This is a genomic window from Pseudomonas sp. B21-012 (genome assembly GCF_024749305.1).
Taxonomy (GTDB): Bacteria; Pseudomonadota; Gammaproteobacteria; order Pseudomonadales; family Pseudomonadaceae; genus Aquipseudomonas.
This window is the reverse complement of sequence record NZ_CP087197.1, coordinates 1,867,908-1,890,838: the sequence shown is the minus strand read 5'-3', so window position 1 is coordinate 1,890,838 and position 22,931 is coordinate 1,867,908. Positions and strand designations below refer to the sequence as shown.

General features: G+C 61.3%; 21 protein-coding genes and 1 pseudogene. 6 read left to right on the top strand and 16 right to left on the bottom strand.

The window, feature by feature from the left end:
- Position 1 precedes the first annotated feature (1 nt).
- Entirely contained in the window at positions 2–370 is a 369-nt protein-coding gene (sdhD, locus tag LOY37_RS08680; RefSeq protein WP_028945358.1) for a succinate dehydrogenase, hydrophobic membrane anchor protein, read from the bottom strand.
- Positions 364–750, bottom strand: a complete 387-nt coding sequence (gene sdhC / locus LOY37_RS08675; RefSeq protein WP_174242293.1) for a succinate dehydrogenase, cytochrome b556 subunit — start codon at positions 748–750, stop codon at positions 364–366. Before sdhC ends, sdhD begins: the two co-directional genes overlap by 7 nt.
- 350 nt (positions 751–1,100) lie before the next feature.
- Between sdhC and gltA the strand changes: the two genes are divergently transcribed.
- The gene (gene gltA, locus LOY37_RS08670; RefSeq protein ID WP_258610163.1) at positions 1,101–2,390 is read left to right on the top strand and encodes a citrate synthase; all 1,290 of its coding nucleotides are present in this window, start codon (positions 1,101–1,103) and stop codon (positions 2,388–2,390) included.
- A gap of 143 nt (positions 2,391–2,533) precedes the next feature.
- Here gltA and LOY37_RS08665 read toward each other — a convergent pair whose 3' ends face one another.
- From LOY37_RS08665 to LOY37_RS08650, 4 genes are all read right to left on the bottom strand, one after another.
- The gene (locus LOY37_RS08665; RefSeq protein ID WP_258716646.1) at positions 2,534–3,139 is read right to left on the bottom strand and encodes an START domain-containing protein; all 606 of its coding nucleotides are present in this window, start codon (positions 3,137–3,139) and stop codon (positions 2,534–2,536) included.
- A gap of 32 nt (positions 3,140–3,171) precedes the next feature.
- Positions 3,172–3,426, bottom strand: a complete 255-nt coding sequence (locus LOY37_RS08660) for a YkgJ family cysteine cluster protein (protein WP_258716645.1) — start codon at positions 3,424–3,426, stop codon at positions 3,172–3,174.
- A 126-nt stretch (positions 3,427–3,552) separates the two neighbouring features.
- Entirely contained in the window at positions 3,553–3,870 is a 318-nt protein-coding gene (locus tag LOY37_RS08655) for a translation initiation factor 2 (RefSeq protein WP_309475546.1), read from the bottom strand.
- Between the two features lie 217 nt (positions 3,871–4,087).
- Positions 4,088–5,533 carry a PLP-dependent aminotransferase family protein gene (locus LOY37_RS08650; RefSeq protein WP_045200530.1) on the bottom strand — a complete coding sequence of 482 codons (1,446 nt, stop codon included), beginning with the start codon at positions 5,531–5,533 and terminating at the stop codon, positions 4,088–4,090.
- Between the two features lie 330 nt (positions 5,534–5,863).
- Between LOY37_RS08650 and LOY37_RS08645 the strand changes: the two are divergent.
- A pseudogene (locus LOY37_RS08645) lies at positions 5,864–6,990 on the top strand (IS481 family transposase).
- Between the two features lie 205 nt (positions 6,991–7,195).
- Here the strand turns inward: LOY37_RS08645 and LOY37_RS08640 are convergent.
- The 5 genes from LOY37_RS08640 to LOY37_RS08620 all read right to left on the bottom strand — a co-directional run bounded on the left by LOY37_RS08640 (position 7,196) and on the right by LOY37_RS08620 (position 10,982).
- The gene (locus LOY37_RS08640) at positions 7,196–8,005 is read right to left on the bottom strand and encodes an OmpA family protein (RefSeq protein ID WP_045200527.1); all 810 of its coding nucleotides are present in this window, start codon (positions 8,003–8,005) and stop codon (positions 7,196–7,198) included.
- A complete protein-coding gene (locus LOY37_RS08635) occupies positions 8,002–8,355 on the bottom strand; it encodes a DUF4398 domain-containing protein (RefSeq protein WP_045200525.1) in 354 nt (117 codons plus the stop codon). The genes LOY37_RS08640 and LOY37_RS08635 overlap by 4 nt, the downstream gene beginning before the upstream one ends.
- 9 nt (positions 8,356–8,364) lie before the next feature.
- Positions 8,365–9,189 carry an ABC transporter substrate-binding protein gene (locus tag LOY37_RS08630; RefSeq protein ID WP_258716644.1) on the bottom strand — a complete coding sequence of 275 codons (825 nt, stop codon included), beginning with the start codon at positions 9,187–9,189 and terminating at the stop codon, positions 8,365–8,367.
- Positions 9,190–9,302: 113 nt separating this feature from the next.
- Positions 9,303–10,232 carry an electron transfer flavoprotein subunit alpha/FixB family protein gene (locus tag LOY37_RS08625; RefSeq protein WP_045200521.1) on the bottom strand — a complete coding sequence of 310 codons (930 nt, stop codon included), beginning with the start codon at positions 10,230–10,232 and terminating at the stop codon, positions 9,303–9,305.
- Positions 10,233–10,982: an electron transfer flavoprotein subunit beta/FixA family protein gene (locus LOY37_RS08620; RefSeq protein ID WP_010224703.1), complete on the bottom strand. Its 750-nt coding sequence runs from the start codon at positions 10,980–10,982 to the stop codon at positions 10,233–10,235. It abuts the gene before it with no gap.
- Positions 10,983–11,526: 544 nt separating this feature from the next.
- Here LOY37_RS08620 and LOY37_RS08615 point away from each other — a divergent pair.
- A complete protein-coding gene (locus LOY37_RS08615; protein WP_045200520.1) occupies positions 11,527–13,191 on the top strand; it encodes an electron transfer flavoprotein-ubiquinone oxidoreductase in 1,665 nt (554 codons plus the stop codon).
- Between the two features lie 60 nt (positions 13,192–13,251).
- Here LOY37_RS08615 and LOY37_RS08610 read toward each other — a convergent pair whose 3' ends face one another.
- From LOY37_RS08610 to LOY37_RS08595, 4 genes are all read right to left on the bottom strand, one after another.
- On the bottom strand, positions 13,252–13,653 hold the full coding sequence (locus LOY37_RS08610) for a type II toxin-antitoxin system MqsA family antitoxin (RefSeq protein ID WP_258716643.1): 402 nt from the start codon (positions 13,651–13,653) through the stop codon (positions 13,252–13,254).
- A 229-nt stretch (positions 13,654–13,882) separates the two neighbouring features.
- Entirely contained in the window at positions 13,883–15,193 is a 1,311-nt protein-coding gene (locus tag LOY37_RS08605; protein ID WP_258716642.1) for an MFS transporter, read from the bottom strand.
- A gap of 96 nt (positions 15,194–15,289) precedes the next feature.
- Positions 15,290–15,775, bottom strand: a complete 486-nt coding sequence (locus LOY37_RS08600) for a hypothetical protein (protein ID WP_045200513.1) — start codon at positions 15,773–15,775, stop codon at positions 15,290–15,292.
- Between the two features lie 181 nt (positions 15,776–15,956).
- A complete protein-coding gene (locus tag LOY37_RS08595; protein WP_093387632.1) occupies positions 15,957–16,436 on the bottom strand; it encodes a sigma-70 family RNA polymerase sigma factor in 480 nt (159 codons plus the stop codon).
- 227 nt (positions 16,437–16,663) lie between these two features.
- On the opposite strand from LOY37_RS08595, the gene LOY37_RS08590 reads away from it, so the two are divergent.
- From LOY37_RS08590 to LOY37_RS08580, 3 genes are read left to right on the top strand one after another with little or no spacing between them, the layout of a single operon-like run.
- The gene (locus LOY37_RS08590) at positions 16,664–17,842 is read left to right on the top strand and encodes an efflux RND transporter periplasmic adaptor subunit (RefSeq protein ID WP_213602007.1); all 1,179 of its coding nucleotides are present in this window, start codon (positions 16,664–16,666) and stop codon (positions 17,840–17,842) included.
- Positions 17,843–19,810: a MacB family efflux pump subunit gene (locus tag LOY37_RS08585; protein ID WP_258716641.1), complete on the top strand. Its 1,968-nt coding sequence runs from the start codon at positions 17,843–17,845 to the stop codon at positions 19,808–19,810.
- 3 nt (positions 19,811–19,813) lie between these two features.
- A complete protein-coding gene (locus LOY37_RS08580) occupies positions 19,814–21,214 on the top strand; it encodes an efflux transporter outer membrane subunit (RefSeq protein ID WP_258716640.1) in 1,401 nt (466 codons plus the stop codon).
- 78 nt (positions 21,215–21,292) lie between these two features.
- On the opposite strand, the gene LOY37_RS08575 is transcribed toward LOY37_RS08580, so the two are convergent.
- Positions 21,293–22,915: a twin-arginine translocation signal domain-containing protein gene (locus LOY37_RS08575; RefSeq protein WP_213602012.1), complete on the bottom strand. Its 1,623-nt coding sequence runs from the start codon at positions 22,913–22,915 to the stop codon at positions 21,293–21,295.
- Positions 22,916–22,931: the final 16 nt, after the last annotated feature.

Below are 22,931 nucleotides of genomic sequence, written 5' to 3'. Positions count from 1 at the left end.
ATCAGATACCCCAGAGAATCTGCACACCCCAGACGAAGTACGCGAACATCGCGACACCACATACCGCCTGGAACAGGAAACGTACGGCAGTCGCCGACTTGCCCAGCGCCATCGGCGTCAGGTAGTCGGTGGCAATGGTCCACATGCCGACCCAGGCGTGAGCGCCCAGGGCCACAAGGGCCAGCAGACTGAAAATACGCATCGCGTTGTTGGAGAACAGAGCGTGCCACTGGGCAAACTCGATGCCCGGGTGCGCGACCAGGTATCCGATCAGGAAAATGAAATAAGCCGCGAGAACGACCGCAGAAACGCGCTGCGCCATCCAGTCATAGAGGCCCGAACGCGAGAGGTTCGTGACGTTGGTTACCATATCCAAACTCCTGCCAGCACAATCACCACCACGGAAACGGCGATGATAATTTTCGAGCCCAGTCGGCCGCCTTCCAGCGTTTCACCGATGCCCATGTCCATGATCAAGTGGCGCACACCGGCTACCAAGTGATACAGCAAGGCGGACAGGAGGCCCCATGCCACGAACTTGGCCAGCGGACTGGTCAAGCATGCCTTCACCTCGGCGAAACCTTCCTCCGAACCCAGGGATTTGCCCAATGCATAAAGCATGAAGCCAAGGCCGAGGAAGAGGATGATGCCGGAAACACGGTGAAGAAATGACGTAACGCCGGTAATGGGGAGTTTGATGGTCCTTAGGTCTAGGTTTACAGGTCGTTGGCTTTTCACGGCTTTTTTCACACTGAAGAGCCCCTAGCAAGCAGGGCAAAGTTGTTGGTAAGTGTACTGGTCAGGTACCCACCACCCAGGGAGTGACGACCCCAGCAACACGGGCTTGCAAGCCCCTGGCGGTCGGGGGCCGATTATAGACAGTTAGGCTACTAATGACAACGCAGACACCTAGCCCAAATAGCGCATTGCCTTTAGCGAACAAAAGGCGTAAACGGGCGGTAATTTCGAGGAAAAACAGCGCCCAAAGCCCTTTACAACCGTGCTTTAGGCAAATTGACATTCAAATTTATCTCACTATAGTGGTGCGGGCCCTGCGTGGGGGGTCTGTCTGATGATTTCAAGCATTAATAGGAGGCCACATGGCTGACAAAAAAGCGCAGTTGGTCATCGAGGGCGCAGCCCCCGTCGAGCTGCCCATTTTAACCGGCACCGTTGGTCCCGATGTTATCGACGTTAGAGGGTTGGGGGCCACGGGTCACTTCACTTTCGACCCTGGTTTCATGGCGACCGCATCCTGCGAGTCGAAGATCACTTATATCGACGGCGACAAGGGTATCCTGCTGCACCGCGGCTATCCGATCGAGCAACTGGCCGAAAAATCCGACTACCTCGAGACTTGCTACCTGCTGCTCAACGGCGAACTGCCGAATGCCGAGCAGAAGGCTCAGTTCGTCAGCACCGTGAAGAACCACACCATGGTTCACGAGCAGTTGAAGTCCTTCTTCAACGGCTTCCGCCGCGACGCCCACCCGATGGCCGTCATGTGCGGCGTGGTTGGCGCCCTGTCGGCGTTCTACCATGACTCGCTGGACATCAATAACCCGCAGCACCGCGAAATCTCCGCGGTCCGCCTGGTCGCCAAGATGCCGACCCTGGCAGCGATGGTGTACAAGTACTCCATGGGCCAGCCCATGATGTATCCGCGCAATGACCTGTCGTACGCGGAAAACTTCCTGCACATGATGTTCAACACCCCGTGCGAGATCAAACCGATCAGCCCGGTGCTGGCCAAGGCAATGGACCGGATCTTCATCCTCCACGCCGACCACGAGCAGAACGCATCGACCTCCACCGTCCGTCTGGCCGGCTCTTCGGGTGCCAACCCGTTCGCCTGTATCGCTGCCGGCATCGCTGCACTGTGGGGCCCTGCCCACGGCGGCGCCAACGAAGCGGTACTGACCATGCTCGATGAAATCGGCGATGTCTCGAACATCGACACGTTCATCGCCAAGGCCAAGGACAAGAACGATCCGTTCAAGCTGATGGGCTTCGGTCACCGCGTTTACAAAAACCGCGACCCGCGCGCCACCGTGATGAAACAGACCTGCGACGAAGTCCTGCGCGAGCTGGGCATCAAGAACGACCCGCAGCTGGAACTGGCCATGCGCCTGGAAGAGATCGCCCTCACCGATCCTTACTTCATCGAGCGCTCGCTGTACCCAAACGTCGACTTCTACTCGGGGATCATCCTCAAGGCGATCGGCATTCCAACCAGCATGTTCACCGTGATCTTCGCCCTGGCGCGGACCGTCGGCTGGATCTCGCACTGGAAAGAAATGCTCTCCAGCCCGTACAAGATCGGCCGCCCTCGCCAGCTGTACACCGGCTACGAGTCGCGCGACATCGTCAAGCTGGAAGACCGCAAGTAAGCCTTTGGGCCGAACACGAAAAAGGCTGCCCTCGGGCAGCCTTTTTTATTGCGCTCTCATCGCGGGCTGCGGTTCTGTGGGAGCGGGCTTGCCCCGCGATTGCCCAACAGTTGCCTCAAGCCCGCCAACTGATGCAACTGTACTTACGGCTTCTCGGCCCGCTCTTTCAACGCCCTCAAGGTATTGAACGGCGCATCGACCACAAACTTGTTCGCCACCATCGACGGCACGCTGCCGCCCGGCTCGGTGTGCACCTGGTAAGTCACTTCGGTGCCGCCGTCTTTTGGCTGCAGCTTCCAGAACCCATCAACCTTGGCCACCCGCACGAAGCCCTTCTCTTCCGGCAGGTATGTGGGCACGCCTTGAAGCTTGCGGATCAGGCTGCCATCAGCCGCTACGGTAGTGGTGACATGCATGACCGAATCACGCGCAGTCACCGGCCACGGGGTATTGAACTGAGTGTAGGTCCAGCTCTGGTCACCTTCGGTTTTCAGCAGCTTTTGCGTCTTGCACTCATGAATCCAGGCGCAGGCCCCGACAACGTCTTCCTGCAGGGCCCTGACCTTGGCCAGTGGCGCCTTGATAAAGGTAACGCCGCGATAGGCCTTGTAGTCGGAACCGGCAACCTCACTGAGATCGACCTTGATTCCGTCTTCGTTCTTGGCCTGCTTCCAGTCCTCGGCTTGCGCCAGGGGCACCAGCGCCGCTCCCAGACCCAACACCAGTGCCATGTGCTTAAACGATCCCATGCTTTTGTTCCTTATTGTCGAAGATCCGCGTTTCAAACTGCCGTCATTTGCTCCAGCCACCCCAGGATCCTGATCGCCTCGTCGCGGTCGTTGCCGCAGATCTCGGCCTCTGCCTTGAAACCACCACACACCGGCGGGCGCTCGGGCTTGCCGAACAAGCCGCAGAGGTTGGCAACCGACAAGTGCAGGCAGCGCTCACCGGCGGGCTTGCCCTTGGGCATTCCCGGTATCGGCGAGCTGATGGAGGGCGCAATGCAGCAGGCGCCACAACCTTCACGGCAGTTCATGACAACAGAACCCTCGGAGTAACAAATGATGAATGAACTCGGATAGTAACCGCTTAAACAGGCGTTTGAAATTGCTCGCAGGATGAAATATCAACCCCAAAGGGGTGACTGGACAGTCAGTTTGCCCTACTGCTTGAACTCGAACTCTATCGCCGCACCTTCGACGTCCTTGCGACTGTCGTTACGCAGTTGCAGTTGCATTTCGTTGCTGATCAACCGGCCATTGAGCTGAAACGGGCTGTCGGAAGGCGGTTTCTCACCAAACAGGTAGGGCAGCAATGGCTTGGGCAAAGGTGCCTGCTCCTGGGTATCGGGCTTGAGCTCCTTGACCATGCCCGAGGGCAGGCTCAGGTCGAGCTTGGTCTTGGGCAATGGCGCGGGCGCCGCCTTGGCATTTTTGCGTGCGCTGCGCTGGGTGGCCTTGGTGCTTGCCTTTTTACGCACCGGCGGCGCTTTTGCCTGCTTTGGCTTGGCTGCAGGCTTGGCGCTTTTGCTAGTGGAGGTTTTGCCGGCCGGTGCGGTTTCGGCCACTGCTGCCCAGGTGCAAGCCAAGCCACCGAGCAAACACAGGGACAGCCCGATACAACGCAACGCTTTCATAGGCACCGACGATTATCCCTAAAAATGCTTATGCTCCCCGTTCCTGACACGACTGGCAAGTCTAGAAAAAAGCGCCCGAAGCCGATTCCTGGCACAGCTGGCTGGCGAGCATGCCCAGGGTCATCACCGCCCGCTCCGCTTCACGGTTCCACGGGATGCCGCAGTTCAGGCGGATGCAGTGGTTGAACTGCTCGGTATTACTGAAGATCAGCCCCGGAGCGATACTGATGCCCTGCTGCAGTGCGCGCACATGCAACTCCTGGGTGTTGACCCGGCCTGGCAGGCTCACCCAGAGAATGAAACCGCCGGTGGGCCGGGTCATCTGCGTACCTTCCGGGAAATGCTGTTGCACCGCCAGCTGGTAGGCGCTGAGATTTTTCCGATATTCCTGGCGGATGAAACGCAGATGCCGGTCGTAACCACCGTTCTCCAGGTAGGAAGCCACCCCCATCTGCGTCACGCTGCAGGCCGAGTGAGTAGTGAAGGTCTGCAAGCGCTGGATTTCCGCCTGGTACTTGCCGGCAACCATCCAGCCGATACGCACACCGGGCGACAAGGTCTTGGAAAAGCTTGAGCAATAGATCACCCGCCCGAGCCGGTCGAAGGCCTTGAGCGCCTTGGTCTTGCCCTGCTCGAACATCAGCTCGCCATAGATATCGTCTTCGATGATCTGGATGTCGAAATCAGACGCCAGGCGCAACAGCTGCTTCTGGCGATCTTCCGGAATGGTGCCGCCCAGCGGATTGCTCAGGCGCGCGGTCAGCACCAGGGCCTTGATCGACCACTGGTTGGCCGCCAGCTGTAACGCTTCGAGACTGATGCCGGTGGACGGATCGCTGGGGATCTCGATGACCTTCAGGCCGAGCAGGTCGGCCAGTTGCAGCAAACCGTAGTAGGTCGGCGATTCGGCGGCGATCAGGTCGCCCGGCCGGGTCAGCACCCGCAACGACATCTGCAGGGCATCGACGCAGCCATGGGTGACCACCACTTCGCTGGGGTCGACCACCACGCCGGCATCGCGCATGCGAATGGCGATCTGCCGGCGCAACGGCTCGAAACCCGGGCTGAACATGTAGCTGAACGCCCGCGGGCTATGAAAGCGGGTGACCTTGGCCAATTGCTGGTGCAACGCGCGCACCGGCAAATAGTCGACATGCGGCACCGCCGCGCCAAAGGGAAACACCCCGTCGCGCCGGGCTTCGGTCAATACCTGCTGGATGATACTGCTGCGCGTGACCAGCCCCGGGCGCTCGACCCGGGCGATGTCCGGCGTCTGCGCGGTCAACGCAGGGGTCTGGTGCACGTAATAGCCGGACTGCGGCCGCGCGCGAATCAAGCCCTGATCTTCGAGATTGGCATAGGCCTGCAGCACCGTGGCATGGCTGACATTGAGCTGCGAGCTCATCTTGCGCACCGACGGCACCCGCTCACCTGGCTGGTACACACCGCGGCGAATATCTTCGGCCAGTTGCTGGGCGATGCGCTGGTAGAGCAACAGGTTGGTCATGATCAGTTCTCGACACGCAGGCAATGTAGTTGTTTTTGTACGGCTGTTTTCGGCCAAGAATACCGGAACAGTTGCGAAGTGTACTGGGACAGATTGCAGAATAGTCGACAATACAGTTGTGTGACAGAGGCAGGGGTGTGCCATTTGTCACAACCAGGGTGGGGATGTTGAGGCTGCGAGTTTATCCATTCAGTGTGGGGCTGCTGCTGGCCCCTTCCGCCTTTACGGCGGCCTACTTTTCTCTTGGTGTATGGACCGGACACATGGTGGACAGGTGTACGGGGACATGGTTGACACTTTTCGGCAAGCAAACCTGCCGGGAATTCGACCATGCCTTGGAACGCGAGAGACGCCATGAGCTTGAGAGAAGAGTTCGTTCATCTGGCCAATCACCCAGACGCCAATGTCAGGGAGTTGTGCCGACGCTTCGGTATCAGTCCCCAGACAGGTTACAAGTGGCTTAACCGCTACCGGCAGGAGGGTGCGGCAGGCCTTTTGGAACGATCCAGAAAACCTGCCAGCAGCCCTAGGCTGACGGATCGTGGGCTTGAGAAAGAAGTGATCGCCATCCGCAAGGAGCACCCTGCCTGGGGTGGCCGCAAGATCAGGCATCTACTGGGTCAGCGCATTTGCGCCAGTACCGTCACCAATGTTCTGCATCGCCACGGGCTGATCACCTCCGAAGCCAGTGCTGCAGCTACGCCGTGGAAACGCTATGAACGCGAGGCTCCTAATGATCTCTGGCAGATCGACTTCAAAGGCTTCTTCCAGACAGGTCAGGGGCCGTGCTACCCGTGACGTTGATCGATGATCACTCGCGCTTCAACTTGGCGATTCAAGCCTGTGCGCATCAGCGAACCGAATTGGTCCAGGAGCACCTGACCGATCTGTTCAGGCGGTATGGCCTTCCCCTGCAGATCAACGCAGACAATGGCGCGCCCTGGGGGGCACCACGAAACCCTGGAGAGCTGACGCCACTAGGGATCTGGATAGTGCGTCTGGGCATACGCTTGACCTTCAGCCGGCCAGGGCACCCACAGACCAACGGTAAAGACGAGCGCTTCCACCGAACGCTCAAGACAGAGGTGCTCAGGGACCGCACCTTCCGTGATTTGCGGGAGGCGCAGGAGGCGTTCGACCTGTGGCGTGGCGTCTACAACTACAAGCGACCCCACCAGCAGTTGGACTACCAAGTACCGAGGGAGCGCTACCAGATGAGCACACGGCCGTTTCCAAGCCGGGTACCAACCTTTGAATACGGACCCGAAGATATCCTAGTCAAACCCTACGATAGTCAGTTCCGCTTCAGGAAGCGCTCATTCCGGATAGCAAAAGCGCTGGTGGGCCACATTTTGGCTTTGCGCCCGAGCGAGAAGGGACCTGATCACTTCGACGTCTACTTCTGCCACCGCAAGCTGAGAACCATCGATTTCAACAACCCGGATGGCAAGCGATAATGTGTCAACCATGTCCCCGCACATGTGTCCACCATGTGTCCGGTCCATACACCAAGAGAAAAGTAGGCCGCCGTAAAGGCGGAAGGGGCCGGCAGCCGCACCGCACCGAATGGATAAGCCCGCAGCTTCAAAAACCCAACCCAAGCCCCTGAAGAGCCATAAAAAACCCGGAGAGGAACACTCACCGGGTTTCTTCATCCATTACTCAGCGCGCCGCGCCAAGCTTGCCCTTGTCGTCGGAAAAGACGATCTCGACCCGACGGTTCTGCGCCCTGCCCCGCTCCGAGGCATTGGCCTCGACCGGATACTGGTCGCCATAGCCCTCGACCTCGATGCGCTTTTCATCCACACCCAGGTCGATCAGCATATCGGCTACCGCCTGAGCCCGATCCCGGGACAATTTAAGGTTATCCTCAGGCGCGCCCGTGCTGTCGGTATAACCCTCGATACGGATAATGCGCTTGGGGTTGAGCTGGAGGAACTGCACCAGCTTGAGCACCGTGCGGCTGGCCGAGTTTTTAAGCTCCGCATGCCCGGTGTCGAACAGCACGTCGCCCAGGGTCATCACCAAGCCACGGTCGCTCTGCTCGGTGGCCAGGCTGACGATCTGCGCTTCCAGCCATTTGCCCTGCTGCTGCACGCTGGCAAGCTTGGCCTCACGCAACGCCAGCTGCAGGCGCTGACGCTCAAGCTCAAGCTTGGCCAGGCGTTCCTGGTTGAGCACCAGATTGCTGTGCTCGCGGGCAATATCGCTGTAGCGCTGGCTCAGGTAGGCGTAATGGCGCACATCGGCGCCGGTCCCCAGATAACTGGACAGGCGCTCGGCACGGGCCAGCGATTCACCGGCACGAATCACGTCACGCGGCGCGCTGCGCAAAACGTTGGAATCGTCCTTGACCGTCTGGAACTTGGCCGTGGCCTCGTCCAGCGCCGTCTCGCTGCGCTGGCTGGCGCAGCCCTGCAGGCCGACCACACCGACCAACAACAGTGCTGCCAATGGTTTGATCGAACTCACCGCTGCTCCCCCAACTGTTTACGCAGGCGATTGACCCGCGATTGCAGCAAGTCCAGCTGCTCCTTGCTCTTGACCGTCAGCACCCGCGCCTCGGCCAGGCGCGCGTCCAGCTCGGCCTGCTCGGCGCGCATGCGCGCGTCACGGTAGGATTCGCTGGTCATGTTGACTCGGGCCCGAGCCAGTTTTTCTTCGGCCTGCTTCAGCTCTGCCACTTCGTCGGTGGCACCCACCGCCTTGGCCTGCTCCAGTGCCTGCTCGGACAGGCGCAACTGTTCATTCGGGGCCGGGTCATTGGCACATCCGGCCAGGGCCAGCAGTGCCAGAGCGGCGAATAATGGATGAGTTCTCACGCAATCTTCCTACTGTTTAGGGGCATCCAGCGGCGCCTGCATCTGCGCTTTCCAGCGTTCGACATTACGTTGCAGCACCGCCTGGGACACGCCGGAGGCCGGCAATTCTGTCAGCTTTTTTGCCAGTTGTCCGCGCAACCAGGCGTCATTGCATGCCGAATTATGCGACAGCGCCAGGTACAGGCCCGGGCGATCCAGAGGCAAGCCGCGGGCAATCAGCTCGTTGTTCATGCCCAGGGCCTGAGCCATGGCCATCCCGGCGTAGCGCCCGGCCAGCACATAGTCGACCTGACCGAGCAGCAACTTCTGGAAGTCCTGGGTCAGATTCTGCGAAGGTGCCAGCTGCAACTGGCTCTTGGCGTAGGCAGTAAATTCCGGGGTCATGCGCGCTTTTTCCGAGACGCTGCCGCGATGCTCGTGCAAATCGGCCAGGGTGTTATAGACCAGCGGCGAATCGTGGCGAGTCCACACCACGTATTCGTTGCTCAGCAGCGAGGGATGGACGAAGTCGACCGTAGTCAGCTCGGCCACCGCGAAGGGTGAATCGATCAGCAAATCGACACGACCGCTGCGCACCTCTTCCAGGGCCTGGCTGCGGCTGCCGCTGTCGAGGACTTCAACCTTCAGGCCCAGCTCGCTGGCTACCTGCCTGAACAGGTCGACGTTGGCGCCCATCAGGTGCTTGGGGTCTTGCGGATCGCGCCACGAGTACGGCGGCGCATCGGGGCTGCCGGTGGCCACCAGCCGCTCGCACTTGCCCACCGCCCACGCTTGCAACGGCATCAGCACCGCAGCGAACACCAGCGCCGTATTTATCCGGCCACGCCATCCCATGCAACCACTCCCTACTTTCTCGCCAGAATGAAAAAGCCCGATCTGCCGGGCTGTGCAAGGCAGGCCTGCACAGCCCCAACGGACCGGGCTCTTTTATAAGTGAAGCGACTGGATTAAACCAGCTTCTCCAGCTCAGGGATGGCTTCGAACAGGTCAGCCACCAGGCCGTAGTCGGCCACCTGGAAGATCGGCGCTTCTTCGTCCTTGTTGATCGCAACGATCACTTTGGAGTCTTTCATGCCGGCCAGGTGCTGGATCGCGCCGGAAATACCGACGGCGATGTACAGCTGTGGTGCAACGATCTTGCCGGTCTGACCGACCTGCATGTCGTTGGGTACGAAACCTGCGTCGACCGCAGCGCGCGAAGCACCGACGGCAGCGCCGAGCTTGTCGGCCAGGGCGTACAGGTGCTTGAAGTTGTCACCGTTCTGCATGCCACGACCGCCGGAAACGACAATCTTGGCAGCGGTCAGCTCAGGGCGGTCGGACTTGGCCAGCTCTTCGCCAACGAAGGCCGATTTGCCTGCGTCGTGGGCAGCAGCGACAGCTTCAACGGCAGCCGAACCACCTTCAGCGGCAACGGCGTCAAAGCCGGTGGCACGGACGGTGATGACTTTGACGGCAGCGTTCGATTGCACGGTGGCAATGGCGTTACCGGCGTAGATCGGACGCTTGAAGGTGTCAGCCGATTCAACCGAGATGATCTCGGAAATCTGGTCGACGTCCAGCAGCGCAGCAACGCGCGGCAGGATGTTCTTGCCGTTGGAGGTGGCAGGAGCCAGCACATGGCTGTAGCCCTTGCCCAGCTCGGCTACCAGTGGCGCGACGTTTTCTGGCAGCTGGTGAGCGTAGGCGGCGTTGTCGGCAACCAGGACCTTGGCAACGCCAGCGATCTTGGCCGCGGCTTCAGCGACGCCACCGACGTTCTGGCCTGCGACCAGCACATGGATGTCGCCACCGATCTTGGCGGCAGCAGCAACAGTGTTCAGGGTGGCCGGGGCAACGGCACCGTTTTCGTGTTCAGCGATAACCAGGATAGTCATTTAGATTACCTTCGCCTCGTTCTTCAGTTTCTCGACCAGTTCAGCAACCGACTTGACCTTGATACCGGCGCTGCGGGCAGCCGGCGCTTCGACTTTCAGGGTCTTGTTGGTAGAGGCGGTGGAAACGCCCAGCGCGTCTGGAGTAACGGTCTCCAGCGGCTTCTTCTTGGCCTTCATGATGTTCGGCAGCGACGCGTAGCGCGGCTCGTTCAGGCGCAGGTCGGTGGTGACGATGGCTGGCAGGTTCAGCGCAACGGTCTGCAGGCCGCCGTCGATTTCGCGGGTAACGTTGACCTTGTCGCCAGCAACCTCGACCTTGGAGGCGAAGGTGCCCTGGGCGTAACCGCTCAGTGCAGCCAGCATCTGGCCGGTCTGGTTGTTGTCGCTGTCGATGGCTTGCTTGCCAAGGATCACCAGCTGCGGTTGTTCTTTGTCGACCACTGCCTTGAGCAGCTTGGCCACAGCCAGCGAAGTCAGCTCTTCAGCCGATTCGACCAGGATGGCGCGGTCGGCACCCAGTGCCAGGGCAGTACGCAGTTGCTCCTGGGCAGTGGCCGGGCCGACGGTAACGACGACGATCTCGCTCGCAACGCCCTTCTCTTTCAGGCGCACGGCTTCTTCTACGGCAATTTCGCAGAAGGGGTTCATGGACATCTTGACGTTAGCAAGGTCGACGCCGGAGTTGTCCGCCTTGACGCGAACCTTGACGTTATAGTCGACCACTCGTTTGACAGCTACAAGAACCTTCATGGATTCCTCGTTACTCTCCGGTGAAAAGAATGTCGCCTGGGGCAAACCCGGCGATTGCGCGTGGGTACAAGGGCACCTCTAAAAACGATCACAGGTGGACGAATTTAACCCTGACCCAGCGGTCTCGTTTCGGCCTGTCAGTTGCAAAACCCGTGGGTCATTATTTGTCGTGGCGTGTAAACTCCACTACAAAGCGGGTTGTGGCGTAACTGCCCTGCTTTTCGCCTGGTTTTTAGGGGTGCTCCTGCATCCTGCGGTCAGCCTACGGCGAGCGCAAAACCGCTCGTATCTTGACCGTAACGCCCAATCCGGTCAATACGGCAAACCGGTCAGCTTCAAGCCGCGCTTCTTTGATTTTACTGGCCTGCGGCAAATTCAAACAAACGTTTGTATTGGACCCCGCGAGTGGTGTAGATATAATGCGCGGCCAAGAGAAAGCGGTGTAGTCCGTCATCGCTCGAGCTACAGCCCGAGCGTCTGAAAAATGACCGCCTGACACCCGCCAACAAAGAAAAACCGATGAGCCTTGAGTAGGAGAGAACCTGTGGAACGCGAATACATGGAATTCGACGTGGTCATTGTCGGCGCTGGCCCGGCTGGCCTGTCCGCCGCCTGCCGACTGAAGCAGAAGGCCGCCGAAGCCGGTAACGAAATCAGCGTCTGCGTGGTCGAGAAAGGCTCGGAAGTCGGCGCCCACATCCTCTCCGGTGCGGTGTTCGAACCTCGCGCCCTGAACGAACTGTTCCCGGACTGGAAAGAGCTCGGCGCCCCGCTCAACACCGAAGTCAAACGCGACGACATCTATGTGCTCAAGGATGCTGGCAGCTCGATCAAGGTCCCTGACCTGTTCGTGCCCAAGACCATGCACAACGAAGGCAACTACATCATCTCTCTGGGTAACCTGTGCCGCTGGCTGGCTCAGCAGGCGGAGAACCTGGGCGTCGAGATCTACCCGGGCTTCGCCGCCCAGGAAGCCCTGTTCGACGAAAACGGCGTGGTCCGCGGGATTATCACCGGCGACCTCGGCGTCGACCGTGAAGGCAACCCGAAAGAAGGCCTGTATACCCCAGGCATGGAGCTGCGCGGCAAGTACACGCTGTTCGCCGAAGGCTGCCGTGGCCACATCGGCAAACAGCTGATCAAGCGTTTCAACCTCGACAGCGAGTCCGACGTCCAGCATTACGGCATCGGCTTGAAAGAAATCTGGGAAATCGATCCGGCCAAGCACGAACAAGGCCTGGTTGTGCACACCGCAGGCTGGCCGCTGGATGTCATGGCTAAGGAAAACACCGGTGGATCGTTCCTCTATCACCTGGAAAACAACCAGGTAGTCGTAGGTTTGATCGTCGACCTGTCCTACTCCAACGCCTACCTGTCGCCGTTTGACGAATTCCAGCGCCTGAAACACCACCCGGTGATCAGCCAGTACCTCGAAGGCGGCAAGCGCATCAGCTACGGCGCCCGCGCCCTGGCCAAAGGTGGCTTGAACTCGCTGCCGAAAATGGTCTTCGCCGGCGGCGCCCTGATCGGTTGCGACCTGGGCACCATGAACGTGGCCAAAATCAAGGGCAGCCACACTGCCATGAAATCCGGCATGCTCGCCGCCGACGCGGTGGCCGAAGCCCTGCTGGCAGGTGGTGAAGGCGGCGATCAACTCAACAGCTACGTTACAGCGTTCAAAGCCAGCTGGCTGTATGACGAGCTGTTCTCCAGCCGTAACTTCGGCCCGGCCATGCACAAGTTCGGCCCGATGCTCGGCGCGGCGTTCAACTACCTCGACCAGAACTGGTTCGGTGGCAAGCTGCCGTTCACCCTGCACGACACCAAGCCGGACTACGCCTGCCTGAAGCTGGCGGCCGACTCGAAAAAAATCGACTATCCAAAACCGGATGGCAAGCTGAGCTTCGACAAGCTGAGCTCGGTGTTCCTCTCCAGCACCAACCATGAAGAAGAGCAGCCGTGCCACCTGAAACTGGCTGACGCGAGCATCCCGATCGGCACCAACCTGCCGCTGTACGACGAACCGGCCCAGCGCTACTGCCCGGCGGGCGTGTACGAAGTAGTCAGCCAGGAAGACGGCAGCAAGCGCTTCCAGATCAACGCCCAGAACTGCGTGCACTGCAAGACCTGTGACATCAAGGACCCTTCGCAGAACATCACCTGGGTCACCCCGGAAGGCGCCGGCGGCCCGACTTACCCGAACATGTAAGTCAGCCGGCCTAAAAAAGCCCCCTCGCCGTTGTGGCCAGGGGGCTTTTTTACGCTTGTGTCATGCCATTCTGACTTCTTCGAACAACTCAGGGTGGCGATCAAGAAGCTTGAGCAGTTTGACCAGGGCCAGGGGGGGCTTGGTCTTGCCGTTTTCGTAACGGGAAAATGCATTGACCCCACCGCCAAATATTTCCGCTGCTTCCCGCTGATCAAGTGCCAGCTTCTTGCGTACGGCAGCAATAAATTGCGGGTCGACAGCCGCAGCATTGACCTGCCGATTAAAAGCGAGCATCGCCGCACTGACACGCCGCGACTCTGTATCACTGAGCACCCTCTCAGCGCAGGCAGGGCAGTAATCCCCGACAACATCAGTCACCCGGGTTGTCTCACCTTTGTAGGTGTACGGCAGATCGCGCCTGGCACTGACCAGCTCGGCCGCGCCACAGGCTGGACATTTCATTATCACAACTCCTTGAAGGACACGATGAGCACATCATCGATGACCGTCAGTTTCAGGTAGACCCGCCAGCGCCCTGACCGTCGAAAGCCTGCAATGAGGCGTGCCTTTCTCCATGAGCAAATTAACCTAGTAGGTTTAATTTGGCAAATGGGTTGATCCATTTGCCGAGCGCTGGAGTCTGCCCGATCAACGCCCAGGCAGCAGGGAACCATTGTCACAGCAGATGAACTCAGCAGCGCACCGCCTCATCCTCGAAGGGCACCGCTTCGCGTGCGCCAAAGTACAGTGCCGTAAGCAAGCCAACCACACCCATGACCAGGCAGAAGCCCACGCACACCCATGGGCTCCACGGCATCAGGGCGATCAGCAGCAATGGCGTGGTGCTCGCCCACAGGGCGTAGGCAATGTTGTAGGTAAAGGAAATGCCCGAGACGCGAATCTGCGCCGGGAACAAGCCGACCATCACCGATGGCACCACCCCCACCACGCCACAAGACAGGCCAGCAATGGCATAGGCCAGCCCGGTCCAGCCCCAGCCAGCCACCAGGCTGGCGTAAAGGCCGGCGATGCCCAAGGGCAGCAGCAGGCTGTAGATCATCAAGGCCCGCCAGGCGCCGATTCGGTCCACCAGCAAGCCGGCCAGCACACAACTGATATTGAGAAAAACAATGCCCATGCTGCTCAAGGCGAAGGTGTGCCCGGCACTCATGCCGAAGCGTTGCTGCATCACCGTCGGGGTGATCACCACCAGCACCACCACCGCCGAGGTCAGCACGCAGGTGAGCAGCGCTGCCGGTATCAGCGCCCGGCGATGCTCACGCAACACGGTGCGCAAGGGGAAAGCCGGCGGCTGCTCACGGCGCTCGCGCAAGGCCAGGAACACCGGTGTCTCGCTCAACCAGCGGCGCAGCCAGACGCCGATCACGCCGAATACGCCGCCGAGCAGGAACGGGTAGCGCCAGGCGTAATCGAGGATTTCCTGGGGGCTGAACAGCTGCGCCAGGGCCGTGGCAGTCAGGGCGCCGAGCAGGTAACCGAAGGTCAGCCCTGCTTGCAGGAAACCCAGGGCGTAACCGCGGCGCCCGGGCGGGGCGTGCTCGGCGACGAAGGTCCAGGCGCTCGGCACCTCGCCCCCTACCGCGGCCCCCTGAAGGATGCGCAAGGCCAGCAGGATCAGCGGCGCTGCGTAGCCAATATCGGCGTAGGTGGGCATCACCCCGATCAGCAGGCACGGCAAGGCCATCATCAGGATGCTCAGGCTGAACACCCGTTTGCGCCCCAGGTGGTCGGCAAAATGGGCCATCAGGATGCCGCCCAGCGGCCGCGCCAGATAACCGGTTACAAAAATCCCGAAGCTCTGCAGCAAACGCAGCCATTCGGGCATCTGCGGTGGGAAGAACAACTGGCTAAGGGTCAGGGCGAAGAACACGAATATGATGAAGTCGTAGATCTCCAGCGCCCCGCCCAGGGCCGCCAGGCTCAGGGTCTTGTGGTCGCTGCGCGATAGCTGCAGCGAGCGCGCAGGGTCAGTGGCCGTCATAGGGTTATCCGCAAGTGATCGAGTGCCGGTGCGACGGGCGCACCAGGGCAAACGCAAGAGGATAGCAAAAGCTACCCGGCCACACCCAGCGCGGCTTCAGGACTGGCGGCAAAACGCGGTTTGGGCCAGGTCCATTCGCCGTGGGTTGTACGCCGGCCTGGCGGTGCGCTCGGGGATGCCCGGCAAATGGCCGATCACCTGCGGCGAGTCAATGATATGCATGAAGGACTGGATGGTCTCGTTGTCCGGAACCTTGGACAGGCTGACATTCACCGCGCGGCGCTGGTTGTCGGGAATCGAGGGGATCTTCAAGTGTTGCGATTCGTACAGCAAGGCGTGCTGGATCAGCGGATTGACCCGGCAGAACCGCTCCAGATCAACGCCGGCATGGCTGGCCAGGTCGATGTTGCCCAGCAGCAGGTTGAACGGTTGCAGTGCACTCTGCACCAGGCGTTGCAGATCCTCGAAGCTCTCGACCGGGGCTATGCGGTAATAGCCCATGCCATTGAGCATCCGTTCCAGTTGCAGCAACTGCATCGGGTGTTCGTCGGCAATCAGGATCCGCAGCGATTTGTTCGGCATCGTCATGACCAAGGCAGAGAGCGTTAGAGACGTTCCTTGACCATACTGCGCCAGATCATCAATTGCAGGCTATTGGCGGGCACTTCGCCAGAGAGAGGGTCTTTACTGATAGTTGTCGGGAAATCGCCATAAATCAAGCAAGGCCATGACGGAATTTTCACATTTTTTCGACGTTGGCCGGTTACTGCGATTCCCACTGACGCATGCGCAGCCGGCAGTGTTTCATGGCGTTAACAATATGTTTCTCCACTACACTGCGCGAGATGCCCAGCCGCTCGGCGATCTGCGGGTGCGACAGGCCGTCAAGCTTGCGCAGCAGAAAACTCTCGCGACAAGGCTGGCTGAGTTCGGCCAGGGCGCGCTGCATCAGGTCCAGGCGCTGATTGAGATCCATGCTTTGGGATGGCGCGGGGGTAAAGAAACGCTCATCGCTGTCGAGCACTTCAAGCGGCTCGGACTGGCGCAGCAAACCACGTCGATGCCCATCGATCACAAGATTCAGAGCGGTGCGATAGAGAAACGCCCGTGGATGCTCGATATCGTCTTCACCGTTGCGCTCGAGCACGCGGATATAGGCATCGTGGGCAACGTCTTCAGCCGCCTGCCGGTTACCCAGGCGGGCACAGAGAAAACTCACCAGTTCGCGATAGTAGTTTTCCAACACAACACCTGGCCGCGACATCTGCGGGGGTTCCCTGACTCGTGGTTGAGCGGATCTGAATGATGGCAGTATGCAATAATACAAATTATAATTATTCTCAGCAAGATCAGACCTTGATCCCGGTAAATTCCACGGCCCCCACCTCGTTTACCTGGGAGCCTCCCGTGTCTGCCGTGCCGCTTCGGCAGTGAGATGTCACGGGCCATTCCATCCGGCTGGAACCCTGCATGAAACGCTCACCGAATACTCGTCGCCTGCTGTTGTGTGGCCTCGGCCTGCTCAGCCTGGGCGCCCTGCTCGCCTGGAAAACCCTGCCCGCCGGTGGCGACCCGTTGAGCACCGTTACCGTGACCCGTACCGACATCGAAAGCAGCGTCACGGCCCTGGGTACCTTGCAGCCGCGGCGTTATGTGGACGTGGGTGCCCAGGCCTCCGGGCAGATCCGCAAACTGCACGTCGAGGTGGGAGATCAGGTCAAGGAAGGTCAGTTGCTGGTTGAGATCGACCCCTCGACGCAGCAGGCAAAGCTTGATGCCGGGCGTTTCTCGATCGATAACCTCAAGGCCCAGCTGGATGAGCAGAAGGCTCAGTACCAACTGGCCGAGCAACAGTTCAAGCGCCAGCGCAACCTGGCCGCCGGCGGCGCCACCCGCGAGGAAGACGTGCAAAGCGCCCAGGCCCAGCTGAAGGTCACCCAGGCGCGCATCGACATGTACCGCGCACAGATTCGCCAGGCCCAGGCGAGCCTGCGCAGCGACGAGGCTGAGCTGGGTTACACGCGCATTTATGCACCGATGGCCGGCACCGTGGTCGCCGTCGATGCCCGCGAAGGCCAGACCCTTAACGCCCAACAGCAAACCCCGCTGATCCTGCGCATCGCCAAGTTGTCGCCAATGACCGTCTGGGCCCAAGTGTCCGAGGCTGACATCGGCCATGTCAAACCGGGCATGAGCGCCTACTTCACCACCCTGGCCGGCGGCAAGCGGCGCTGGACCAGCAGTGTGCGGCAAATTCTGCCGGTGCCGCCCAAACCCCTCGATCAATCCAGCCAGGGCGGTGGCAGCCCGGCCAGCGCCAGTGGTAGCGGCGCCAGCAGCAAAGTGGTGCTCTATACCGTACTGCTGGATGTCGATAACCCGGACAACGCCCTGATGGCAGAGATGACCACCCAGGTGTTCTTCGTTGCCGGGCGTGCCAGCAAGGTGCTCACCGTACCGGTGGCAGCCCTGGATGATCATGCCGACGGCAATGACCTGCGCATTGCCCAGGTGCTCGACAGCAAGGGCAAGGTCAACCAGCGCCAGGTCCGCACCGGCCTCAGCGACCGCTTGCGGGTGCAGGTGCTCGACGGCCTTGCCGAGGGCGAGCGCCTGCTGATCGGCGCACCTGCCGCAAGCGGGGGTTGAATGTCCACGCCCCTGATCGAACTGCGCGACATCCGCAAATCCTACGGTGGTGTCGATACGCCCAAGGTTGAAGTGGTGCGCGGCATCAGCCTGGCCATTCACCCTGGCGAGTTTGTCGCCATTGTCGGCGCCTCCGGCTCCGGCAAGTCGACGCTGATGAACATCCTCGGCTGCCTTGATCGTCCGACCTCAGGCAACTACTACTTCGCCGGCAAGGACGTCGCCGACCTAGACAGCGATGAGCTGGCCTGGTTGCGCCGTGAAGCCTTCGGCTTCGTGTTCCAGGGCTATCACCTGATCGCCTCGGGCTCGGCCCAGGAAAACGTCGAGATGCCGGCCATCTATGCCGGCACCCCCGCCGCCGAACGCCATGCTCGCGCCGCCGCCCTGCTCGACCGCCTGGGCCTGGCCAGCCGCACCGGCAACCGTCCGCATCAGTTGTCTGGCGGCCAGCAGCAGCGGGTGTCGATCGCCCGCGCCTTGATGAACGGCGGACACATCATCCTCGCCGACGAACCGACCGGGGCACTGGACAGCCAGAGCGGCGCCGAAGTCATAGCCCTGCTCGACGAACTGGCCAGCCAGGGCCACGTGGTGATCCTGATTACCCACGACCGCGAAGTCGCGGCGCGGGCCAAGCGGGTCATCGAGATTCGTGACGGCCTGGTGCTCAGTGATTCGGCAGAGCAATCTGCTGCTCCCGCCGCCAGCGCTCCCGGCCTGCAAGCCGAAGACCTGCGCCAGCGCCTGAACCTCGGCGCCACCGCCAGCGGCGCCTGGAAAGGCGAGCTGGTCGAAGCCCTGCAGGCGGCCTGGCGGATCATGTGGATCAACCGCTTCCGTACTGCCCTGACCCTGCTCGGGATCGTCATCGGCGTGGCCTCGGTAGTGGTCATGCTGGCCGTCGGCGAAGGCAGCAAGCGCCAGGTCATGGCGCAGATGGCAGCCTTCGGCTCGAACATCCTGTACCTGAGCGGCAGCGCCCCGACACTGCGTGAACCGGCCGGGGTCATCACCCTCGACGATGTCGCCGCGGTATCCAGCCTGCCGCAGGTGAAGATGATCATGCCGGTGATCGGCAACTCGCTGATGGTGCGCTACGGCAACAATAACCAGCAGTTCTATGTGGGTGGCAACAACACCTACTTCAGCGAAATCTTCAATTGGCCGGTGGTCGAAGGCAGCTTCTTCACCGAGGCCGATGAACAGAGCGCGGCAGCCGTGGCGGTCATCGGCCAGAAGGTGCGGGAGAAACTATTTGGAGCCGGTAACGACCCCATCGGCCAGTACATCCTGGTCGAAAACGTGCCCTTCCAGGTGGTCGGCATTCTCGCCGGCAAAGGCGCAAGCTCGGGCGACCAGGACAGCGACGAGCGCATCGTGGTGCCCTACTCGGCCGCCGCCATCCGCCTGTTCGGCAGCCGCAACCCGGAGTACGTGACCATCGCCGCCGCCGACTCACGGCGCGTGGCCGACACGGAAGCGGCCATCGACCACCTGATGCGCAAGCTTCACAACGGCAAACACGACTATGAACTGACCAACGACGCGGCGCTGATCCAGGCCGAAGCGCGCACGCAGAATACCCTGTCGCTGATGCTCGGCTCGATCGCCGCGATCTCGCTGCTGGTCGGCGGGATCGGGGTGATGAACATCATGCTGATGACGGTGCGCGAGCGCACCCGCGAGATCGGCATCCGCATGGCCACCGGCGCCCGCCAGCGCGACATCCTGCGCCAGTTCCTCAGTGAGGCGGTGCTGCTGTCGATGGTCGGCGGGGTCACCGGCATTGCCCTGGCCCTGTTGATTGGCGGCGTGTTGCTGCTGGCCGATATTGCCGTGGCCTTCTCCTTGCCTGCCGTGCTTGGCGCCTTTGCCTGCGCGGTGGTCACCGGCGTGGTGTTCGGCTTCATGCCCGCGCGCAAAGCCGCCCGCCTCGACCCGGTCAAAGCCCTTACCAGCGAATAATCCATGAACCTGCCCAGCCGTCTCAGTGTCCTGTCGATCAGTTTGGTGCTTGCCGCCTGTACCTCAAACACCCCTGCACCTTCGAGTGGCCTGCAGGCACCAGCGCAGTGGCAGGGCCAGGCAGCCAGCACCCCGCTGCCCCACGAGAACTGGTGGCAGCAGTTCTCCAGCCCCGCGCTCGATCAACTGATCGAACACGCCCGGCGCAACAGCTTCGATCTGGCCGCTGCCGCCGCGCGTATTCGCCAGGCACAGGCCTCGGCGGTCATTGCCGGCGCGCCGTTGCTGCCTGAACTCAAGTTCGGCCTGGATGCCAGACGCCAACGCCTGCTGCATGGCAACGGCTTCGACCAACTCGATGCCAGCAGCCGCGAACGCACCAGCACCTCGTTCGGCACCCGCTTGAGCGCCAGCTACGAAGTGGATTTCTGGGGCGGTAAAACGGCCGCACGTGACAGCGCCCTGTTCAACCTCGATGCCAGCCGTTTCGATCGCCAGACCGTCGAACTGACCTTGCTCAGCGGCGTTGCCAACAGCTACCTGCAGAGCCTGGCACTGCGTGAGCAGGTGCGTATTGCCCGCCTCAACCTGAGCAACGCCGAGGATGTCCTGCGCCTGGTCGAAACCCGCTATCAGTCTGGCTCGGCCACCGCTCTGGAACTGGCCCAGCAACGCAGCCTGGTCGCCGGCCAGCAACGCCAGGTGCCGTTGTTCGAGCAGCAGTTGCAAGAGGCGCGCATCACCCTGGCAACCTTGCTCGGCGAGCCGGTGCAGGCGCTGCCCGCCCTTGAAGAATCAATTACCCGCCTGAACTGGCCGCAGATCGGCAGCGGCGTGCCCAGCGAGCTGCTCAGCCGCCGTCCCGACATTGCCACCGCCGAAGCCAGCCTGGCCGCCGCCCAGGCAGACGTGCAGGTTGCCCGCGCAGCAATGCTGCCGAGCCTGACCCTGGGCGCCGACCTGGGCTCGGGTGCCGACACCTTTGCCCAGGTGCTGCGCAGCCCCTACTACACCCTGAGTGCCGGGCTGGCTGCGCCGATCTTCAACAACGGCCGCCTGCGCGCCGAGCGCGACAAGGCCCGCGCCAAGCAGGACGAACTACTGGAGAATTACCGCAGCAGCATCATCAACGGCTTTGCCGATGTCGAGAAGGCGCTCAATGGCATCAGCGGAGTAGACCAGCAGCGCCAGTCGCAGGATGAGGAAGTGCAGCAGGCGCAGATCGCTTTCACCCTCTCCGAGCGCCGCTACCAGGCCGGTGCCGAGACCCTGCTGACCGTACTGGAAACCCAGCGCACCCTGTACCAGGCGCAAGACCAGCAGGTGCAACTGCGCCTGGCCCGCCTGCAAGGCAGCGTGGCGCTGTACAAGGCATTGGGCGGCGGATGGCAGGTGGTTCGCTAAATCATTGATCTGCCTGCACAAAACCTGTGGGGCCGGCCTTGCCGGCGATGGCCTGCACAGCAGGCCCAATACAGCCAATCAGCTCACAATCCCGCGCAACGACAAATGCCGCGCATACCAGGGCCGCTGCGGCACCCGGCGCACCAGGTCGCCGATCTTGTCGTCTTCACCAAAGGTAATGCGCAGAGCCAGCTTCATGATCTCGACATCCATTTCCACCGATTTGCCCGGGAACATCCCCGGCGTGGTGCTGCAGCCATGGGTCACCGGCCCCAGCCACGGGTCGTCGACCTCGACCCAGCGCCCCGGGGCGAACCACTGCACGCCATTGACCTCAAGACGCCGAACCTGCCCCGGGTTGTAGCGCTCATGGGCGCGGTACCAATCCTCGATGCGATCATCGATCCAGCCGTGAAAACCCCAGAATACCGGGTTGACATGGGACGAGAACGGATCGCCGAGAAAGTCGTTTTCCGCCTCGTACCAGCGCCCGGCAAAATCGGCCGGGTCCCGGGCAAACGGCACTGGCGCACCGTTGACCGGATCACGTGGCACCGAGGCCCAGCACATGTGCAGCCAATCGTGCAGGTTCATTTCCAGCTCCGAACCGAACGCACCGAGGGTCAGCTTCGACAGGTACAGCGGGTCCTGGTACTGCGATTCCCAGACCTGGAAATTACTGCAGAAGGTCTCGCCGGCCTTGATCGCCGAGACCCATACGCCATAAGCCTCGTCGCCCGGTGCCCGCCAACCGGGCGGTACACAGTAACCGTCATGGTTGTCGTAATAGCGGGCAAAACCCTGGCGGTCGTGTTCGACGCTGGGTTGCGGCAAGGGGAAATGCGGCCACGACGGCAGGTCCTGCATCGACCGCGCCGTACCGAGCATATGCCGGTGCATGAACAGGAAGTCCACCCCCGAACCATTGCGATGCTTGCGCGGGCCGCGGGCATCACGCTCCTTGTCACGCGGGCCGGGCTGCCAGCCCAGGCCACGCAAGGCACCGTGTTTTTCTTCAGACAGCCGATGCCATTTGTCACGGGTCGCGTGCCAGAGCTGATGGAACAAGCGGTGCTCGGCGCTGATCAGCCAGGCTTGCAACTGCGGTGTATAGGGCAGCCGCTCACGGGCTTCAGGAAACAGGCGCTTGACGGCAACGAAGTGACTGTCGGCCAAGGGCAAGACCATCGAGCGATCCAGCGGTTGCAAGCGGCCACTGAGGGTAGCGCTGCCAGCGTTGCCAAAACTGCCCCAGACTTCATCCAGGCTCGCGGTACATTCATAACCCGGCCCGCCCTGGGTGCTCATCAGCCGCCAGCGCACCGTGGCGGTGGACGCCCCGACCAGGTCGCCAAGCACTCGGTAGGCGGCCGGGGCGTCGCTGCGCAGAACCAGTTCGGTATCGACAAAACCACGCAGGCCACGGCCTTTGGCGGCGACGTCGAGGTACATCTGCAAGCCTTCCACAGGCAGCCCGGCGAGCTCGCCATCGGCACCGCTCAAACGCAAATCCCAGACGCCGCGCAATTGATCGGCCAAGTGCTGGCCAGCGGCATCCGCAAGCTCAACGCTGGCCTCGCCGGGGGTGACGATGTCGTCCTGTGGATCGTGGGTCAGTTGCTTGTGCGCGTAATAGGCGGCTGGCACGGTCGCGCCCGCCACCGCCAGGCCCGCTATGAATCCTCGTCGCGAAATCGTCATCGTCCTACCCGTATCA

What these genes read in the sequence shown, in the direction of transcription:
- LOY37_RS08660 (WP_258716645.1), bottom strand. Translation starts at nt 3,426, where the DNA reads ATGAACTGCCGTGAAGGTTGTGGCGCCTGCTGCATTGCGCCCTCCATC.
- LOY37_RS08620 (WP_010224703.1), bottom strand. Translation starts at nt 10,982, where the DNA reads ATGAAGGTTCTTGTAGCTGTCAAACGAGTGGTCGACTATAACGTCAAG.
- gltA (WP_258610163.1), top strand. Translation starts at nt 1,101, where the DNA reads ATGGCTGACAAAAAAGCGCAGTTGGTCATCGAGGGCGCAGCCCCCGTC.
- LOY37_RS08625 (WP_045200521.1), bottom strand. Translation starts at nt 10,232, where the DNA reads ATGACTATCCTGGTTATCGCTGAACACGAAAACGGTGCCGTTGCCCCG.
- LOY37_RS08605 (WP_258716642.1), bottom strand. Translation starts at nt 15,193, where the DNA reads ATGACGGCCACTGACCCTGCGCGCTCGCTGCAGCTATCGCGCAGCGAC.
- LOY37_RS08665 (WP_258716646.1), bottom strand. Translation starts at nt 3,139, where the DNA reads ATGGGATCGTTTAAGCACATGGCACTGGTGTTGGGTCTGGGAGCGGCG.
- LOY37_RS08600 (WP_045200513.1), bottom strand. Translation starts at nt 15,775, where the DNA reads ATGCCGAACAAATCGCTGCGGATCCTGATTGCCGACGAACACCCGATG.
- LOY37_RS08610 (WP_258716643.1), bottom strand. Translation starts at nt 13,653, where the DNA reads ATGAAATGTCCAGCCTGTGGCGCGGCCGAGCTGGTCAGTGCCAGGCGC.
- LOY37_RS08590 (WP_213602007.1), top strand. Translation starts at nt 16,664, where the DNA reads ATGAAACGCTCACCGAATACTCGTCGCCTGCTGTTGTGTGGCCTCGGC.
- sdhD (WP_028945358.1), bottom strand. Translation starts at nt 370, where the DNA reads ATGGTAACCAACGTCACGAACCTCTCGCGTTCGGGCCTCTATGACTGG.
- LOY37_RS08580 (WP_258716640.1), top strand. Translation starts at nt 19,814, where the DNA reads ATGAACCTGCCCAGCCGTCTCAGTGTCCTGTCGATCAGTTTGGTGCTT.
- LOY37_RS08650 (WP_045200530.1), bottom strand. Translation starts at nt 5,533, where the DNA reads ATGACCAACCTGTTGCTCTACCAGCGCATCGCCCAGCAACTGGCCGAA.
- LOY37_RS08630 (WP_258716644.1), bottom strand. Translation starts at nt 9,189, where the DNA reads ATGGGATGGCGTGGCCGGATAAATACGGCGCTGGTGTTCGCTGCGGTG.
- LOY37_RS08585 (WP_258716641.1), top strand. Translation starts at nt 17,843, where the DNA reads ATGTCCACGCCCCTGATCGAACTGCGCGACATCCGCAAATCCTACGGT.
- LOY37_RS08575 (WP_213602012.1), bottom strand. Translation starts at nt 22,915, where the DNA reads ATGACGATTTCGCGACGAGGATTCATAGCGGGCCTGGCGGTGGCGGGC.